This window comes from Corynebacterium sp. CQ3829_602738 (genome assembly GCF_054478435.1).
Window position 1 is genome coordinate 2,414,735 of record NZ_CM137003.1, and the last position, 15,449, is coordinate 2,430,183.

Annotated in this window: 20 protein-coding genes and 1 pseudogene; 12 read left to right on the forward strand and 9 right to left on the reverse strand. The window is 66.5% G+C overall.

Features of this window, described 5'->3' with window-relative positions:
* The first annotated feature begins 9 nt into the window (after positions 1-9).
* Positions 10-1,122, forward strand: coding sequence for an MFS transporter (locus tag ACX1NL_RS11555; protein WP_255711198.1), 1,113 nt, complete (start codon positions 10-12; stop codon positions 1,120-1,122).
* On the opposite strand, the gene ACX1NL_RS11560 is transcribed toward ACX1NL_RS11555, so the two are convergent.
* From ACX1NL_RS11560 to ACX1NL_RS11570, 3 genes are all read right to left on the reverse strand, one after another.
* Positions 1,032-1,442, reverse strand: a complete 411-nt coding sequence (locus ACX1NL_RS11560; protein WP_458898223.1) for a hypothetical protein — start codon at positions 1,440-1,442, stop codon at positions 1,032-1,034. The genes ACX1NL_RS11555 and ACX1NL_RS11560 overlap by 91 nt on opposite strands.
* Before the next feature lie 106 nt (positions 1,443-1,548).
* Positions 1,549-2,190 (reverse strand): ABC transporter ATP-binding protein, encoded by a 642-nt coding sequence (locus tag ACX1NL_RS11565; RefSeq protein WP_458898224.1) that lies wholly within the window; start codon positions 2,188-2,190, stop codon positions 1,549-1,551.
* A complete protein-coding gene (locus tag ACX1NL_RS11570) occupies positions 2,190-3,167 on the reverse strand; it encodes an ABC transporter permease (protein WP_458898225.1) in 978 nt (325 codons plus the stop codon). Before ACX1NL_RS11570 ends, ACX1NL_RS11565 begins: the two co-directional genes overlap by 1 nt.
* A gap of 91 nt (positions 3,168-3,258) precedes the next feature.
* Between ACX1NL_RS11570 and ACX1NL_RS11575 the strand changes: the two genes are divergently transcribed.
* From ACX1NL_RS11575 to ACX1NL_RS11595, 5 genes are all read left to right on the forward strand, one after another.
* On the forward strand, positions 3,259-4,398 hold the full coding sequence (locus ACX1NL_RS11575; RefSeq protein WP_458898226.1) for a sensor histidine kinase: 1,140 nt from the start codon (positions 3,259-3,261) through the stop codon (positions 4,396-4,398).
* Entirely contained in the window at positions 4,395-4,997 is a 603-nt protein-coding gene (locus tag ACX1NL_RS11580) for a response regulator (protein ID WP_458898227.1), read from the forward strand. Before ACX1NL_RS11575 ends, ACX1NL_RS11580 begins: the two co-directional genes overlap by 4 nt.
* 10 nt (positions 4,998-5,007) lie before the next feature.
* Entirely contained in the window at positions 5,008-5,550 is a 543-nt protein-coding gene (locus ACX1NL_RS11585; RefSeq protein ID WP_181889327.1) for a pirin-like C-terminal cupin domain-containing protein, read from the forward strand.
* 86 nt (positions 5,551-5,636) lie between these two features.
* The gene (dcuC, locus tag ACX1NL_RS11590; RefSeq protein ID WP_181889328.1) at positions 5,637-7,061 is read left to right on the forward strand and encodes a C4-dicarboxylate transporter DcuC; all 1,425 of its coding nucleotides are present in this window, start codon (positions 5,637-5,639) and stop codon (positions 7,059-7,061) included.
* A gap of 17 nt (positions 7,062-7,078) precedes the next feature.
* The gene (locus tag ACX1NL_RS11595; RefSeq protein ID WP_239356508.1) at positions 7,079-8,365 is read left to right on the forward strand and encodes a plasmid pRiA4b ORF-3 family protein; all 1,287 of its coding nucleotides are present in this window, start codon (positions 7,079-7,081) and stop codon (positions 8,363-8,365) included.
* Between the two features lie 16 nt (positions 8,366-8,381).
* Here the strand turns inward: ACX1NL_RS11595 and ACX1NL_RS11600 are convergent, their stop codons facing one another.
* Genes ACX1NL_RS11600 through ACX1NL_RS11610 form a run of 3 tightly spaced genes read right to left on the reverse strand, consistent with a single transcriptional unit; the run spans position 8,382 to position 9,558 of the window.
* Complete coding sequence (locus tag ACX1NL_RS11600) at positions 8,382-8,696, reverse strand: DUF202 domain-containing protein (protein WP_181889330.1); 315 nt, start codon at positions 8,694-8,696, stop codon at positions 8,382-8,384.
* Positions 8,693-9,058 (reverse strand): YidH family protein, encoded by a 366-nt coding sequence (locus ACX1NL_RS11605; RefSeq protein ID WP_181889331.1) that lies wholly within the window; start codon positions 9,056-9,058, stop codon positions 8,693-8,695. Before ACX1NL_RS11605 ends, ACX1NL_RS11600 begins: the two co-directional genes overlap by 4 nt.
* Positions 9,055-9,558 (reverse strand): VanZ family protein, encoded by a 504-nt coding sequence (locus ACX1NL_RS11610; RefSeq protein ID WP_181889332.1) that lies wholly within the window; start codon positions 9,556-9,558, stop codon positions 9,055-9,057. Before ACX1NL_RS11610 ends, ACX1NL_RS11605 begins: the two co-directional genes overlap by 4 nt.
* A gap of 129 nt (positions 9,559-9,687) precedes the next feature.
* Between ACX1NL_RS11610 and ACX1NL_RS11615 the strand changes: the two genes are divergently transcribed.
* The 4 genes from ACX1NL_RS11615 to ACX1NL_RS11630 all read left to right on the forward strand — a co-directional run bounded on the left by ACX1NL_RS11615 (position 9,688) and on the right by ACX1NL_RS11630 (position 11,736).
* Entirely contained in the window at positions 9,688-10,113 is a 426-nt protein-coding gene (locus tag ACX1NL_RS11615; RefSeq protein WP_070472254.1) for an excisionase family DNA-binding protein, read from the forward strand.
* Positions 10,114-10,349: 236 nt separating this feature from the next.
* Positions 10,350-10,823: a TIR domain-containing protein gene (locus tag ACX1NL_RS11620; RefSeq protein ID WP_181889333.1), complete on the forward strand. Its 474-nt coding sequence runs from the start codon at positions 10,350-10,352 to the stop codon at positions 10,821-10,823.
* Complete coding sequence (locus ACX1NL_RS11625; protein ID WP_141741251.1) at positions 10,820-11,263, forward strand: HIT family protein; 444 nt, start codon at positions 10,820-10,822, stop codon at positions 11,261-11,263. The genes ACX1NL_RS11620 and ACX1NL_RS11625 overlap by 4 nt, the downstream gene beginning before the upstream one ends.
* The gene (locus ACX1NL_RS11630; protein ID WP_202032106.1) at positions 11,260-11,736 is read left to right on the forward strand and encodes a hypothetical protein; all 477 of its coding nucleotides are present in this window, start codon (positions 11,260-11,262) and stop codon (positions 11,734-11,736) included. The genes ACX1NL_RS11625 and ACX1NL_RS11630 overlap by 4 nt, the downstream gene beginning before the upstream one ends.
* Here the strand turns inward: ACX1NL_RS11630 and ACX1NL_RS11635 are convergent.
* Positions 11,723-11,971, reverse strand: a pseudogene (locus ACX1NL_RS11635) (integrase core domain-containing protein); the annotation flags it as partial. The gene ACX1NL_RS11630 and the pseudogene ACX1NL_RS11635 overlap by 14 nt on opposite strands.
* Positions 11,972-12,145: 174 nt before the next feature.
* Between ACX1NL_RS11635 and ACX1NL_RS11640 the strand changes: the two are divergent.
* Positions 12,146-12,544, forward strand: a complete 399-nt coding sequence (locus ACX1NL_RS11640) for an SHOCT domain-containing protein (RefSeq protein WP_458898228.1) — start codon at positions 12,146-12,148, stop codon at positions 12,542-12,544.
* Between the two features lie 345 nt (positions 12,545-12,889).
* Here the strand turns inward: ACX1NL_RS11640 and ACX1NL_RS11645 are convergent, their stop codons facing one another.
* Positions 12,890-13,174: a hypothetical protein gene (locus ACX1NL_RS11645; RefSeq protein ID WP_070472274.1), complete on the reverse strand. Its 285-nt coding sequence runs from the start codon at positions 13,172-13,174 to the stop codon at positions 12,890-12,892.
* A gap of 54 nt (positions 13,175-13,228) precedes the next feature.
* On the opposite strand from ACX1NL_RS11645, the gene ACX1NL_RS11650 reads away from it, so the two are divergent.
* Entirely contained in the window at positions 13,229-14,167 is a 939-nt protein-coding gene (locus ACX1NL_RS11650) for an acrylyl-CoA reductase family protein (RefSeq protein ID WP_239356510.1), read from the forward strand.
* Here ACX1NL_RS11650 and ACX1NL_RS11655 read toward each other — a convergent pair.
* Positions 14,157-15,161 (reverse strand): hypothetical protein, encoded by a 1,005-nt coding sequence (locus tag ACX1NL_RS11655; RefSeq protein ID WP_458898229.1) that lies wholly within the window; start codon positions 15,159-15,161, stop codon positions 14,157-14,159. The genes ACX1NL_RS11650 and ACX1NL_RS11655 overlap by 11 nt on opposite strands.
* Between the last annotated feature and the right edge of the window lie 288 nt (positions 15,162-15,449).

The following is a 15,449-nucleotide window of genomic DNA, read 5'->3' on the forward strand; positions in this document are numbered from 1 at the left end:
CTGACGGCGATGAGCTTCGCTGCTTTCGTGTACGTCACATTCGAGATGTTCGCCATCGGCCTGATTTCTCCGATGGCGCGGGACCTGAACGTCTCTGAGGGCCAGATTGGCCTGCTCATGAGCGTCTACGCTGGCTTGGTCGCGGTGGTGACCATTCCGCTGATGCACGTCACGCGGAAGGTGAACAGGCGCTACCTGCTCATTGCCACGCTGGTGTTTCTGCTCGGCGGCATCGTCCTGCAGGCCACGGCCACGAGCTACGCCACGCTGGTGGCGGGCCGTGTGACGGCGGCGTTCACCCACGGCCTGTTCTGGTCGCTGGTCAACCCTGTTGCCGCGCGTATCGCCCCACCGGGGCAGATGGGCAAGGCGGTCGCTGCGGTGTCGTTTGGTTCAACGCTGTCGATGGTGGTCGGCTCGCCGCTGACCACGGCGATGGGCTCGGCGATCGGCTGGCGCGCTTCCACCTGGGTGCTCGGCGCCGCGGTGGTGGGCGCACTGGTCATGATGGTGATTTCCCTGCCCAGCCTGCCCGCGAAGCCGCCGGCCCAGCAGGCCGACGCGCAGGCGACGAAGTCGGCCATTCCGTCTCTGGTCATCTACCTAGTGCTGGCCGTGATGGCGATCTTTGTCACCTTCACCTACCTGGCCCTGCTCATTGAGGCCACGGCCGGCCACCAGTTCGTGCCCTACGGCGTGGCGCTGTACGGCATCGCGGGCCTGGTCGGCGTGACCCTGTCCGGCCGCCTGGTGGATGCGCGCATGATCCGCCTCAACGGCATCGCCACTGCCACGCTGGTGGCCTCCGGCATCGCGGGCCTGCTCGCGCTGCACTACAACACGGGGATCGGCATGTTCGCGGTGATCGTAGTCTTCGGCATCGCCGCGGGCGCGCTGCCCACGGTGGCCACAACGATCTTCCTGTTCGCCGGCCAGCGCAACCAGGATCTGGCCAGCTCGGTGTACGTGGTCACGTTCCAGGTGGGCATCGCCTCCGGCTCGGCGCTGGGCGCCGCCACCGTGGACTTGGGCTACTTGGGCGGCACGCTGCTGTCGACGGCGGTGCTCGGCGCGTTGGCGTTTACCGTCATGGCCACCCGTTCCCGGTCCCTCCTGCGGTAGCGCGCGGGTTCCACGAACCGCCCGGCGGCCTCCAGCTCCAGGTAGCCGCGCAGAAACTCCGCGGTCTCGCCGGCGACAAACGTGCGCTGGCCCCACTCGGGCACGCGGAAAATGCCGTGCGGCACACGCACGAGGTCGCGGCCGCGCAGCATCGTCGCGCCGATTTCCTGCAGCGAGGTCACGATGAACGCCTCGCCCACCGCGTACGCGACCACGTTGCGGTCGAAAGCGCGCAGCTTATCGACGGCGCTCCGCCCCGCCAGCCAATAGCCATCGCCGGCCACGAGCGCGTCGTCAGGCACCTGCGGAAGAGTGCGCACCTGGGGCCCGCACGACGAAAGCCCCGCCCTGCGCTCGATCTCCCTGGCGAGCAGGGCGGGGTCGAGCGGGGCGGGGCCTGTGGCGCGGTAGAACACGCGCGCCAGTTTAGGCGTAAGCGGGGGCGTTGACGCCGAGTTCGAAGACTTCGTCGCTGCTCTCGATCAAGGAGCGGTCGTGGGTGACAAAACCGCAGGCGATGTTTCGCTCGGTGGTGAGCTGGCGCAGAAGCGCCACGATCTCCTGGGAGCGGTCGGCGTCGAGGGCGGCGGTGGGCTCGTCCGCAAGCAGAAGCGACGGCTCGCCCATGAGCGCACGCGCGATGCCGACGCGCTGGCGCTGGCCGCCGGACATCTCGCCGATGCGGCGGTCGCCCAGACCCTCCAGGCCGACGGTGGCCAGCAGCTCCTCGGCCCGGCCGCGGCGGGGTTTGATGCCCCGGATGTGGTCGGTGACCAGCAGCTGGTCGCGCACGTTCAGCGCGGCGATGAGGTTTGCCTGCTGGAAGATCATGCCGATCTTGTCGCGGCGCACGTCGTTGTCCACGATCTGGCCGTTGAGCTTCGCGGTGCCGGAGTCCGGCTGAATCAGGCCGGCCGCCACGGAGAGCAGGGTGGACTTGCCGGAGCCGGACTCGCCCACGATGAAGGTCATCTCGCCGGGCTTGGCGGTGAACTCCAGGTGGTCCAGCACGGTGCGCATTTCCTGGCCGTCCTTGAATGCGACGGTGACATCGTTGAGTTCGAGCATTATGCGACACCTCCAAGAGCCGCCTGAGGGTTAACTTTCGTGATGGAACGGGTGGCGATCAGGGCGCCGACCATGCCCAGGGCCCAGATGGCCACCGGGGGAGCGACCGCCGTGAGCGCGGTCAGCGAGAACGGCGCGCCGCCCTGCATGAGCAGGCCCAGGCCGAAGGCGGCGACGCCGCCGATGAGCGCGCCGAGCCCCAAAATCACCGCGGCCTGGCCGAGGGCGTCCTTGAGCAGGTACGTGTTGGACGCGCCGATGGCCTTCAGGATGGCCAGGTCGCGGGTGCGCTGCATCGTCCACACGGTGAGGAAGGCGATGATCACCAGCGCGGCGATGGCGTAGAGGAAGCCCTGGATGAGCTTCAGCGAGCCCTGCTCCGAGGAGTACGCCGGCAGGCCGTCAAAGGCCTCCTTCAGGCTCACTCCGCCGTCGACGTCGTGGTCCGCCAGCAGCACCGAGCCGTCAGCATCGGTGTGCATCGCCGCCTGCCAGAACTCCGTGGGCACCCACAGGACGGGGGAGTGGGAGAACGCGAGGTCCTCGCCAATCGCGCCGACGGTGATGTCGTTGCCGGCGACGGTCACGGTCTCGCCCTCGCCGACGTCGAGGGAGGGTGCGGCCACGGCTTCGTCGGAAAGCTTCTGGCCCCCGGGAAGCTCGGTGCCCTTCGGCAGCGACAGGATGGCCACGGCAGCGTCCTCGCCGTTGCCCTTGGTCATGAGCATCTGGCTGGCGCCGAGCGGGGTGAGCCCGTCGCGCGCCTCGACGCGGGAGGTGGTGAACGAGATGTCCTCCGGGTCCTGGAAGACCACAGACTTCGGGTCCAGCGCCTCCAGCGCGGACGTGTTCTGCTTGCCCAAGCCGGCGGTCAGGCCAGTGAGCACGACCACCAGCAGCGTAATCAGCGCCACGGTGCCTGCGATCAGCCCGAAGCGCCCCTTGGCTGACGTGATTTCTCTGATTCCTACGAACATGGTGTAAATCCTGCCGTTGACCTGCACCTTGATACATCGCGCTGGCGGTTGAAATCCCGCTCAACCGATCGGTTGATCTACGCTCAGACGCATGTTGTCCACCACCCGCCTGCTCGATTTTCTGCGCGTGAGCCTGCACGTGCTCGTCGCCGTGCTGCTCGCGGTGGGGCTCGTGGGGCAATTGCGTAGCGACGCCCCCGTGACCGCCCTCGCCCTGCCCCTGGCGTTCGCCTGCGTGTACATGGCCGGCACCGTCTGGCACTTCCACGGCAAGGACTACCCGGCGTGGGCGCCCTACGCGTGGCTCGCGGTCGTGGCGGCGCTGTGGGTGGGGCTGGTGCAGATGTCCGAAGAGTTCGTCTGGCTGGAGTTCCCGCTGGTCATGCTGGCCTGCGTGCTGCTGCCCGCGTGGTGGGAGCTCGCGGCCGCGGCGGCGTTTCTGGCCGTGGCGCTTTCCGCCACCGCCCCCGGCGGCGGGCCCGGCGCGGTCATCGGCCCCACCATCGGCACCGTGCTGGCGGTGATCATCGTGCACGCCTACCAGGCGCTGCGCGCGGAGGCGGACCACTACCGGCAGATGGCCGAGGACCTCAAGGCCGCCCAGCGCGAGGCCGCGAAGGCCGAGCACGCGGCGGGCGTGGCGGAGGAGCGGGCGCGTCTGGCGCGCGAGGTGCACGACACCATGGCGCAGGGCTTGAGCTCCATCGTGCTGCTGGGCCGGGCGATGGACAAGCAGCTCGGCGAGGGCGACCCGGCGCGCGAGACGCTGGGCGTGATCCGCTCCACCGCCTCCGACAACCTGGCGGAGGCGCGTCGTTTCGTCGCGGAGAACTCCGCGCAGCCGCAGGCCCCGAAGCGCGAGACGCTGCCGGTGCGCCTTGAGCGCCTGGCGCGTCACGCCCAGGACCGCCAGCGCGCGCTCGGCGAGCAGCTCGGGGTCCGCGTCCAGGCCGTTGACCTGCCGGAACCGTGCGCGTCGGTGGCGGAGCGCGTTGTGCGGGAGGGCCTGAGCAACATCGTGCGCCACGCGGGTGCCTCGTCGGCGGTGGTGACCGTCGATAGGCTTGGTGCGACCGCAACCATCGACGTCTTCGACAACGGCCGCGGCATCACTGGGCCCGAGGGCTACGGCCTGAAGGGCCTGCGCGCGCGTGTGGAGGAGGTCGGCGGCGAGCTCACGGTGGAGGGCAACGTCCTCGCCGCAACCCTGCCTGTGGAGGAGAACGGATGACACTGAACGTCATGCTTATCGACGACCATCCGGTCGTCCGCGCCGGCCTGCGCGCCGTGCTGAATTCCTTCGACGGCGTGGAAGTCGCCGCCGAGGCTTCCGACGGCAACGCCGAGGTGCCCGACGGGGTGGACGTGGTGGTCTCCGACATCCAGATGCCCGGCGCGGACGGCATCGCGCTGACGCGCCGCCTGGTCGCCGCCGGCGGGCCGCCGGTGTTGATCCTGACCACCTACGACACCCAGGCGGACGTGGTCGCCGCGGTGGAGGCAGGCGCCATGGGCTACCTGCTCAAGGACGCGCCGGAAGATGAGCTGTACGAAGCGGTGCGGAGCGCGTCGCAAGGCAAAAGGGTGCTCTCCCCGCAGGTGGCCAACGTGCTGGCGGACCGGCTGGTCAACCCGGCCGAGGCGCTGTCCGCGCGCGAGATTGAGCTGCTGCGCGCGGTGCAGACCGGCGCCTCCAACAAGGAAATCGCCCAGCAACTGTTCATCTCGCATGCGACCGTGAAGACGCACCTGATCCACATTTATTCCAAACTCGGGGTGGACAACCGCACCGCCGCTGTGGAGGAAGCCCGGCAGCGCCGGATCATATAAGCTTGCCACCATGTCATTCATTGAGCTGAACGCGGGCCCCTGGCGCGGGGTCGCATTCCTCAGGGGCCTCGGCGGCCCCGACGACACCCCCGCAGGCTGCAAATCCTTCGCATGGCGGCACGACGGCACCGCGCGCCTCGGCGGCGTGCTCGAGCGCGCGCAGGTGCAGGTGCTTATCGACGCTGAAGCGGTCCCCGACAAGATCCAGCGCGCCCAACCGGACGCGTTTGGCCTGCGCAGCGTGACCACCGAATCCGCGGGCGAGGCCTTCGTCTTCGCCGGGCGCATGTTCGGCCGCACCGGTGCGGTGGAAACCGACGAGCCCTGCGTGGCAGCGCAGCTGACCATCGCGCCGGAGACCGAACTGGCGGTCACGGTCTACGAGGAGTTCGAGTACGCCGTGGTCGCCCCCGACGGAGACATCACCGTGAACAACACCCCGGTGCCGCCGCACTCCGCCGGCATGCTGGACGCCGGCCACCGCACCCTGGGGCTGAAGAACCGCTCCGAGAACATCGCTCACGTGCTCATCCTGGGCGGGCAGCCGGCTTAGCGTTTGCGGCGGGTTTTCGCCGAGAGATTTGCCACACCTTACGCATTCGCCCAGCGGGGTGTGGTTTCGCACTGCATAATCGCAGCGTGCTTTATATTTTCTTTGCCATTCTCGCCGTCATTGCCGTCGGCTACTTCATTGCCAAGAAGGTCCACGCGGCCTCCTCCATTTTCGCTGTCGGCGTGCTGCTGCTGATGATCGCCGCAGCCACCGGGCGCATTGACCACTCCACCGCGGACATCGAGTCCTCCGGCAACGCGTTCTACGACGAGCTGCTGATCATCGAGTCCCTGTTCAAGTCCCGCTTCGCCGGCACCGGCATGGCGATCATGGTGCTGTTCGGCTTCGTCGGCTACATGCGCCACATCGGCGCCGACGCCAAGACGGTGGTGGCGCTGTCCAGCCCGCTGCGCCGCTTCCACGGCTCCTACTGGCTCGTGCCCATCGGGTTTGCCGTCGCTACGCTGTTGTCCTTCGTCGTGCCTTCTGCCAGTGCGTTGTCGCTGCTGCTCGTGGCCACGCTGATGCCGGCGCTGATCGCCGCGGGGCTGACGCCGCTGACCGTCGGCGCGATCGTGGCCACCGCCTCCACCATCGCGCCGTCGCCGCTGGAGGCCGGCCTGATCCAGGGCGCGGAGCTGACCGGCATGACCGTCACCGAGTTCACCTTCGGCAACGTGGCCAAAGCCACCATCCCCGCGCTGGTGGTCATCGCGTTTGTGCACATGTGGTGGCAGCGCCACTGCGACAAGAAAGACCTGGTCAAGTCCGGTGCCGGCGCGTCGGACGCCGAGCTTGAGGCGGCCAAGGACAGCGAGTCCGAGCGCCGCATCCGCGAAGCCGTCGAGCGCGCCGAGGGCCTGCCCGGCTTCTACGCCATCCTGCCGCTTCTGCCGCTGCTGTTGATCATCGTCTCCGCCGCCCTGAACCGCCTGGGCGTGGTTTCCTTCGAGGCCGGCATCCTGCCGGTGACCGTGGTCTCGCTGATGGTGACCATGATCATCGAGGCCATCCGCCTGCGCGACGTCAACTACGCCACCGACTCCCTGCAGGAGTTCTTCAAGGGCCTGGGCGAGGGTGCCGCCGGCGTGGTCTCCCTGATCGTCGCCGCCGCCATCCTGGTGGAGGGCATCACGCAGATGGGCGTGATCGAGGCCCTGACCAACCTGGCCCAGGCCTCCTCCGGCGCCGCCGTGCTGATGGTGCTGGTGTTCGTGCTCGCCACCGCCGCGATGGCGCTGCTCACCGGCTCCGGCGTGGCGCCCTACTTCGCGTTCTCCGAGATGGTGCCCGGCATCGCCGCCGATTCCGCCGTGTCCGCCCCGCAGATGCTCACCTCCATATGGGCCGCCTCCAACACCATGCGCCAGGCCTCCCCGGTTAACGCGGCGGTGCTCATCGTCGCCGGTGCGCTGCAGGTCAACCCGATCGATGTGGTCCGCCGCACCGCCGTGCCGCTGACCGCGGGCGCGGTGACTGCCGTCGTGTGTGCCTTCCTGTTCGTGGTTTAGGCCGTAAGGTTGCCGGTATGACCGTTTCAGTGCTCATGATCGTGGAAGGCACCTCGCCCGAAATTTCCCGCTGCGTCAACGTCGAGGAAACGATGACGCTCGGCGAACTCTCCCAGATCATCGACGCATCCCTCGGTTTCACCGGCGCCGCCACCCACCTCTACGTCAGCCAGGAGGGCACGCAGCGCTCCGTCTTTACTGCCGTGCCCGGCCCCGGCGAGCACCAGGAAAACGAGCTCACAGTCGCCGAGATGCGGCCCATGACCTACGTCTACGACCCAGCCGCCAACTGGAACATCCACGTCGAGGTCCTCGGCCCCTCCAACATCGAGGGGCCTACGCCCATGCTTATCGACGCCGCCGGGCCCGACGTCGTCGAAGCCTGCTCGGGACCAGAGCTGATGACCACCTTCCGCAACCAAGCCCGCCTGCTGGCCGCCGGCATCGAGCCGGACTTAGAGACCATCACCCTGATGTTCTCCTACCTGCCCGTCATGCCGCCGGAGCGGATGCTCGACCGCATGACGCAGGCCGACCCGGTGTCCGTGGCCACCCGCATCGGCAACGTCGCCGAGGAGATGTTCTTCGACGAGGTCGCCGCCGCCGACGAGCACGGCGACGGCCCCGGCCTGGCCCAGCACTTCGACGACTTCCTCCAGTCCCGCCCCGACCTGCTCCAGATCATCGACATGGACCCGCACCCGGAGCGCAACCCCACCATGATCAACGCCGTGACCGAGTTCTTCGGCGACATGCTTGGCGGGCCGGACGGGGTAGAGGTGCCGGGCTCCTTCGACGATTTGCCCCCGCTCACCCTCACCGGTGTAGTCGAGCAGCTCGTGGAGCTGTTCGCCGACGGCGTCACGCTGAAAAGGGGACTCCTGCCGCTTGAGACTGCGCGCGGGATCGTCGCGATCACCGAGCTACGGGACCCCGACGAGGTCTCGGACGTGCTCGTGGAATCCGGGCTGCTGAAAAAGCGCAAGGGCGTCATCACCCTCACCAAGGCGGGCGAACAGTTCCTGGCTGACGATTCCACCCACAGGTTCTACGTCGAGCACTCGCTCCGCCTGTTCGAAGCACTGGTGGGGTGGGAGCTTTGGGAAGCCACCATCGAATGGTTCATCGGCGACGGCGGCGCCACGCCACCCGAGTCAATGGACTTCCTCATCCCCTGGCTCTACGCCTTCAACGTCGTGGAGGAAACCTCCCCCGGACACTCCCACCTTTCCGACCAGGGCCGCGCGATGATGCGCGTCCACCGCAATAACTACCAGCAGACAAAACGCTTCCGTAACGGCTAGCGGCGCGGGCAGCCCCTCACCCCACCACCAGGTACAGCCCCAGCCCGCCGGTGCCGAGCATCATCGCGGTCAGCAAAAACACGGCTGCGGCGTTGGGGGCGCTGCGCTCGTCGGCAAGCGCGGAGGCCTCGAAGCGGTACGCCCGCCGGTTCAGCGCCACGATCACCAGCGCGCCCGCCGCCAGCACCACCGACGCCACCACGATCAGCGCCGGGTAAGCACCGGCCCACCGCAGCAGCGTGGCCGCGCAGACGAGCATGGCCAGCGCGGTGCGCGTCCAGCTCATGGCGGTGCGCTCCGGCTGCAGGCCGGGGTCGGCGACGGCGATCATGCGAGCAGGCTCACCGCCACAACCATCGCCGCGACGAACACCACCACGCACAAGACGGGGATGATGGCGGGGGCGGGCAGCGGCTCGTCGTGACGCAAGGCCCGCTCGATGCGCACCCACCGCACCGCCGCACCTGCGGAAATGGCCATGGCGATCAGAATGACCGCAGCGGCCGCGACCTTGCGCACGCCGGGTTCGATGCCGGGCAGCTCAAACGCCTCGAGCGCGATCCCGCCCGCGAGAAACGCCAGCGCGGTGCGGGTCCAGGCGAGGAAGGTGCGCTCGTTGGCCAGGGTGAAGCGCGGGTCGGGCTCCCCGCCGTCGGGGAAGACCCGCCTGGTAAACCATCCGCGCTCACTCATGCGCTCAACCCTAGCGCCGCCCACACAACCAGCACGACCGCACCGGCCGCGGCGATGCACCACAGCACCGTTGCGCGATTGCCTCTCGACGTCCCTCCGGCCGCCCCCGCCCCCAGCCACGCACCCACGACGTTGCAGAGCACGTCGTCAGTGTCGCTGTAGCCCCACGAGAACACGTACTGGGCAACCTCGATGCCGAGGCTGCACACCAGGCCGAACAGTACCGCCCGCCCCACCGACCCCCGGTACGCGACGAAGCCGACCGGCAGAAACAGCGCAATGTTGCCGAACAGGTTCAACCACGGGCCCCACCACACGCGCGCGTACTCGAAGGTCTCCAGCGGGTTCAGGCGGATCTGGCTGACCTGGTGCGACTCCGCCGACCACAACCCTGGGATGGACACGAACGCCTTGCCCACCGTGAACGCGAGCACGACCAGCGCGGTCACCACCGCCGCGACGTGGGTAGCGGCGTCGTTGGTTTTGCTCGTTGATTTCACCCGGCCCACCGTAGGCGCAGATTCTGCTTGCGGCTTGGATGGTGCATATGAAGTGGATAACCGTGGGGTTGCACTTCCCGCCGGCCCGCAGTTACAGTTATTACAGATGAACGATGGAAGGAGGACCCCATGTCCAACGCACTGCTTGGTCAGTTGGAGGGGAATTCGCTCGGCGAGGCGGAACTTGAGCGTCTGCGCGAATTCATACGCAAGGAACAAGATTCCCCGCTGGGTGTCCTTCTTCAGCGGGTCGCGGAGGCAAACGAAGACGGCATCACCGTGAACTTGCTTGCCGACGATGCGGAGCTCTCCCCGAACCAGGCTGCAAAGCTCATGAAAATGAGCCGCCCGCACCTGCTAAAGTTTATGAGGGACGGTGACCTTCCCTTCCACCTCGTGGGCAGCCACCAGCGCCTAAAGATGTCCGATCTCCGCGATTTCATGGCGACTCGTGAGGCTGGGGCGGAGTTCGTCGCCAACGCGTTGCACGACACCCATGATTCTGCGCATTCCAAATACTCGGGCGATGCCCTGTCGGAGCTGGAGGACCTCTAGGTGTACTGACCGAAGACGTTGGTCGAAAACTGGCGGCCTTGGGTGCGTTGGGTCTCAGGTCTAGTCTTCTAGCAGTGCCACCGGAGCGGGAACACCGCTGCGCCTGTCAACCAGTCAAGGCAGTCTTCGCGTTTGCAGCAGTTCGAAGACGGTTCGGGCGAAGTGTCAGACGGAGCTGATAAGCATGGCTCGTCCGGGACGCTCTGGCCGCAGGGAAAGGAAGGCGCTCGGGAATCATGGCTAAGTCCGTCTTCTACTCGTTCCACTATCTCCGCGACGTTCACCGCGTCCAGTTGGTGCGCAACATCAACGCCTTGGAGGGGCAGCCACTGCTGAACGCTCAGGGATGGGAATCAGTTCGCCGTCAGGGCGATCAGGCGATCAAGAACTGGATCCAGAAGGAGATGGCATACAAGAAGGCAGTGATCGTGCTCATCGGTCAAGAGACAGCCAGTCGCCCCTGGGTCAAGTACGAGATCAAGAAGGCATGGGCCGACAGGAAACCCCTTCTTGGCGTCCATATCCACGGACTGTCCTCGATGGGAAGCGTGGATTCCCTGGGGCGGAGTCCCTTCAATCCCGCTGCTGGCATCCCGGTCTTCGATCCGACCGTCCTGAGTTGGACCGGTGGCATCGATTCGAAGGCCACGTACGGCAAGTTGGTCGACAACTTGGAACGGTGGTCTGCGCAGGGGGTTGTGCGGCCATGATCGACGTTCAAGAGTGTCCCTTCTGCGAGATCGTGCAGCGGGAGGATCCGGATGCGCGGGAGGTGTATCGAGACGAACACGTAGTTGCCTTCTTCCCGCTGGAGCCTGCCACACTGGGGCACACCTTGGTGGTTCCCCGGCACCATATCTCGGACATCTGGAGTCTCGACGACGAGCTCGCGCGGCACCTAGGCGTTGCGACCACCCGATTGTCTCAAGTGGTCAAGCACGTGCTGCGTCCTGAGGGCCTCAACGTCATCCAGTCGAATGGGAGAGCTGCCACGCAAACTGTGTTCCACCTCCACGTTCACATCGTCCCTCGATGGAGCAACGACTCCGTTGGTCGCATCTGGCCGCCAATAACGAACTACACCGAGGAGCAGAAGGACGCTGCATGGGAGAAGCTGCGAATCGCTTGTCGACAGGTGCCGCCCTCATGACGGCCGCCGAAGGTGGTTCTGCGAAGGCCGAGGACGTGCGCAAGCACCTCGACTTCATCCAGGCGGTGGTCACCAGGATGTCAGCCGCCTCCGCGAATGCCAAGGCGTGGCTTCTCCCTATTGTGACTGCGACATATGGCTACGCGTTGACTCAACATGCAGGAACTGTCGCGCTCTTGGGGGTATTGGCGGCTGGACTATTCGGCTTCCTCGACGCGAACTACCTCCGGCAGGAGCAGGCGTATCGCGCGCTCTACGACGCGGTGGCAAATGGAACTCGCGATGTACCACTCTTCTCCTTGGATGTTGCGCACGCTTCCGATCCGACTCCTGAGCCCGTTACCCGATGGGAACGCACCTTGGCGCGGCTCCACTGCTGGATCCCTCGCGGGCGCGTGTGGGCTTCATGGTCGATTGCACCCTTCTACGGGGTCCTTCTCCTGGTCGGCATGGCGATCTTCATGGCTGCCTAGCAGTTGACTTGGCCTCAATGCCCGTCAATCGTGAGAAGGGTGGCTGGTTGCCGCAGGCGGTGTGGGGGCGGTGGTGGTTGTAGTAGTGGAGCCAGCCGTCGAGCTCTCCGCGGCGCTCGGCCTCGGAGGTGTAGCAGCGTGCGTAGGCCCAGCCATCGGCCAGGGTGCGGTGGAAGCGTTCGATCTTCCCGTTGGTCTGGGGTCTGTAGGGCCGGGTCCGCTTGTGTTTGATGTTCTTCACCAGCCCAACCCGGTCAGCGTGTCGCAACCCGGCTACCACACTTGGTGAGGAAGAGCTGCTAATGTGGTTCGGCGATGGCCCGAGCACGTCCTTGTTCCTAACCGTCGTGCGCTGGGGTCCGCGTGGACCGCTCGGCCAGCGTCCATCCAGTCAGGAGGCAGTCAGCAGATGTTCGACGACAACGGCTCATTCCTACTCGCCATGTTCGAGTTCTTCATCTTCTTCGCATGGTTCATGTCCCTGTGGTGGATCTTCGGAGATCTCTTCCGCAGCAAGGACCTCGGCGGCTTCGCGAAGGCGCTGTGGGTGGTGGTCATCATCGTGCTGCCGTTCATCGGAATGCTCGCGTACCTGCTTGTTCGAGGTCGGGGGATGACCGACCGCGCGGTCGAGGCGCGCCAGGAGCTCCAGCAGCGGCAGGATGAGTACATCAAGTCCGTCGCCGGCGGCTCCGCCGGATCGAGCCCGACCGATGAGATCGCCTCGGCGAAGGCCCTTCTCGACTCGGGAGCGATTACCCAGCAGGAGTTCGACCAGATCAAGGCAAGGGCGCTCTCCTCGGTCTGACCCTGGTCCGCTCCCTCGACAGCCGCAGCGTCGCGGTCCGAGGGCGACCATCCGGCGCGGCCTTGTCGCGGGGCGAATTCGCGGTTCGCCGGACGCTGGCCAGCTTGGCTCCTAGGCTCCGGGTGCCGCGCCGCCATCGAGGGGGCGCCACCTGACCTTGGGGGTCACTCGATGGCTCTGGTTGTGCACCGGTTCACAGCGTAAGGTCGCGCCCGCCACCCGCGGCGCCGCTTGGTCCAAGTGTGCCGGCCCGCCGCATACCTTGCAATGCAGCTTTCACTTCCGAGTGGAAGTGGTCGTGGATTGCCACATAGACAAGCCAGGCATACTCGCCTCCCGCGTGCACTACAGCGCCGCGCCAGCTGGCCGCGCCGTGTCGCGCGACTCGAAGATGGGATCCGCGAAACTGCGGTGCCGTTCGAAGATGCCCTGGTCGAATCTCTTCTGAATGTAGGTGGCTAATGCGAGCTCCTCTTGGGCGTGTGAAACCGCCTCCCGCAGGTAGTTGACCTGCGTATCTGGATCGTCGACTCGCGTTGCACATCGGTACGCCGCGGCAGTTCGCGGGGGAAGTTTGTCAGATCCGTTGAGCGTCTTCAGCACCCTAGTCGTCGGCCGCACGGAAACCATGACACCAGATTAAACTGTCCGCAGACATCAGCCTGTGCGCCTATGCTGGCGGCCATGAATCGCAGCTTGATTGTCACTGAAAATGGACCGGAGATCATAGAGCCGCAAGCGGCGTTCGCGGGTGAGGGCGACACCCTGATCAACGTGAGCCACTCGTCGGTGAACTACAAGGACGCGATGGCGCTGTCCGGCAACCGCGGCATCCTGCGCGAACTGCCGACGGTGCCGGGCATCGACGCGGTGGGCACCCTCGAGGACGGCACGCTGGTCACCGTCAACGGCCGCGGCATCGGTGAGCGCCGCCACGGCGGCTACACCCCGCAGATGCGTATCGACGCTAAAGACATCACCCGCGTGCCCGAGCGCTTCTCCGCGTTCGAGGCGGCCGCGATCGGCACCGCGGGCTACACCGCAGCACTTTCGGTCGCAGGTCTGGAGCGCGTCGCGCTTTCGCCTCTCGACGGCCCCGTGCTCGTCACCGGCGCCACCGGCGGCGTCGGATCTATCGCGGTGCAGCTCCTGGCGGCGCGGGGGTATGAGGTGTGGGCGTTGACGGGGCGCGTCGATAAGCATGGCGCCTGGCTGAAGGAGCTCGGCGCCGCTGAGGTTGTGGACCGCGCCGAGTTCGCCGAGGCCGGCAAGCCGCTGCAGAAGGCTCGCCTGGCCGGCGTGGTGGACACCGTCGGCTCCACCGTTTTGGCCAACGCGCTGTCGCAGCTGCAGTGGGGCGGCGTGGCCACCGCCTGCGGCATGGCCGCCGGCAACGACCTGCCCGCCAGCGTCCTGCCGTTCATCCTGCGCGGGGTGCAGCTGGTGGGCATCAACTCCGTCGACGCGCCGAACAAGCTTCGCGACGAGGCGTGGTCGCTCCTCGACGAATCCGTAGACACCAACGCCATCCGCACCGAAGAAGTCGGATTGGACGGCGTTAAAGAAGTTGGGCGTTCGCTGCTCGATGGTGGGTGGAGCGGACGCGCCGTCGTTACGCTGTAGCTTCCTTGGGCACCGGACCGCCGGAGATCTGGCGGTACGCGTGCGCCGCGGCGAGCATGGTGCCGGGCATCGTGACAATCAGGCCGACGAAGAACAGCGCCGCACCAACGATGTTGATCAACCCGGCGAGCACCACGAAGCCCAGGATCTTCAGGTAATTCGACGCGCCAGCCTTGAAACCGGCGGAAATAGCGTTGCCGAACGAGCCGTTATTATCCGCCGCGTACCACGCCTGGAACGTGAAAAACGGCAGCACCAGCAGGCCAATCACACCCGTGACGGCCAACGCGCCCAGAATCGGGCGGACGATGTTCCACATCTCCTCCGGGGTGAGGTTTTCCAGGTTATCCGGCAGCGTGGACGGGTCGATGGTGGTCAGCGCGCCGAACGCGAGCACCATGAGCAGGATCATGGAGACGATCATCGCTACAACGCCGAGCAACGCCGTCACGCCCAGCGTCTTGCCGTACGCCGGCGCCTTCGCCTCGTTGTACGTGAACTGCTTCACCAACGTCTGCTGCAACGCCACGCCGACCATCCACGGCGCGAGCAGCAGCATGCCGATCGAGCCGATCATCGCACCCGCACCCGGCAAAAACTGGCCCAACACCGCTAGCAACGTGTAGGCCACGCCCAACGGGATCCACAGCTTGGCGTTGGCGAACAGGGCCTTGCCGCCCCAGCTCAGCGCCTCCATGATCTCGAGCTTGCCGTTGCCCTTCACGTGGAACCAGCCGTTCGACGCCGGGTCGTTGATCGGGTGCGGGGACACGCCGTCGCCGGGGGCGTTGTCAGTGAGCTGCTGGCCGTGGAAGCGCAACGCGGAGGCGCCGGCCATCGACGCCGCCGAGTTCACCTCGAACGCGTCGTAGGCGTTTTCGGTGTTTTGGGTGTTGGGGTTGCCGTAGGTGGGGTAGTTGCCGTTTTCCGGGTGGCTGCCTTCCGGGTGTTCCGGGTACGGCTCGTACCCGCCGCCGTTATAAGGGGTGGACATGCACTCATCCTTCGTGATCGTGGGTTCCGTTCACTTGGGACTTTATCAGTCACACCAGTCACAGACCCGGGCGGCAGGCGGGGCCGGGCCGGCCGGGCTCCTGACACATCACGGCAGCCGTTTGCGCCGACCTGGGGGTTTGCGGGCCGCCTGACGGATTCAGCCGCGATGTGTCGGGAGGAGTGGCGCGGGGCAGGCCCCGGCCCGCCCGATTTTCGCCGCCCGAGCAAATTCATTCACCTCGCGATGAATAGATCACCCTCGTGGCCGCAGCGACCTGGGGAAAAT

Coding starts and splice junctions, on each gene's coding strand:
- ACX1NL_RS11555 (WP_255711198.1), top strand. CDS start 10: ATGAGCTTCGCTGCTTTCGTGTACGTCACATTCGAGATGTTCGCCATC.
- ACX1NL_RS11565 (WP_458898224.1), bottom strand. CDS start 2,190: ATGCTCGAACTCAACGATGTCACCGTCGCATTCAAGGACGGCCAGGAA.
- ACX1NL_RS11570 (WP_458898225.1), bottom strand. CDS start 3,167: ATGTTCGTAGGAATCAGAGAAATCACGTCAGCCAAGGGGCGCTTCGGG.
- ACX1NL_RS11575 (WP_458898226.1), top strand. CDS start 3,259: ATGTTGTCCACCACCCGCCTGCTCGATTTTCTGCGCGTGAGCCTGCAC.
- ACX1NL_RS11580 (WP_458898227.1), top strand. CDS start 4,395: ATGACACTGAACGTCATGCTTATCGACGACCATCCGGTCGTCCGCGCC.
- ACX1NL_RS11585 (WP_181889327.1), top strand. CDS start 5,008: ATGTCATTCATTGAGCTGAACGCGGGCCCCTGGCGCGGGGTCGCATTC.
- ACX1NL_RS11595 (WP_239356508.1), top strand. CDS start 7,079: ATGACCGTTTCAGTGCTCATGATCGTGGAAGGCACCTCGCCCGAAATT.
- ACX1NL_RS11600 (WP_181889330.1), bottom strand. CDS start 8,696: ATGATCGCCGTCGCCGACCCCGGCCTGCAGCCGGAGCGCACCGCCATG.
- ACX1NL_RS11605 (WP_181889331.1), bottom strand. CDS start 9,058: ATGAGTGAGCGCGGATGGTTTACCAGGCGGGTCTTCCCCGACGGCGGG.
- ACX1NL_RS11615 (WP_070472254.1), top strand. CDS start 9,688: ATGTCCAACGCACTGCTTGGTCAGTTGGAGGGGAATTCGCTCGGCGAG.
- ACX1NL_RS11620 (WP_181889333.1), top strand. CDS start 10,350: ATGGCTAAGTCCGTCTTCTACTCGTTCCACTATCTCCGCGACGTTCAC.
- ACX1NL_RS11625 (WP_141741251.1), top strand. CDS start 10,820: ATGATCGACGTTCAAGAGTGTCCCTTCTGCGAGATCGTGCAGCGGGAG.
- ACX1NL_RS11630 (WP_202032106.1), top strand. CDS start 11,260: ATGACGGCCGCCGAAGGTGGTTCTGCGAAGGCCGAGGACGTGCGCAAG.
- ACX1NL_RS11640 (WP_458898228.1), top strand. CDS start 12,146: ATGTTCGACGACAACGGCTCATTCCTACTCGCCATGTTCGAGTTCTTC.
- ACX1NL_RS11645 (WP_070472274.1), bottom strand. CDS start 13,174: ATGGTTTCCGTGCGGCCGACGACTAGGGTGCTGAAGACGCTCAACGGA.
- ACX1NL_RS11650 (WP_239356510.1), top strand. CDS start 13,229: ATGAATCGCAGCTTGATTGTCACTGAAAATGGACCGGAGATCATAGAG.
- ACX1NL_RS11655 (WP_458898229.1), bottom strand. CDS start 15,161: ATGTCCACCCCTTATAACGGCGGCGGGTACGAGCCGTACCCGGAACAC.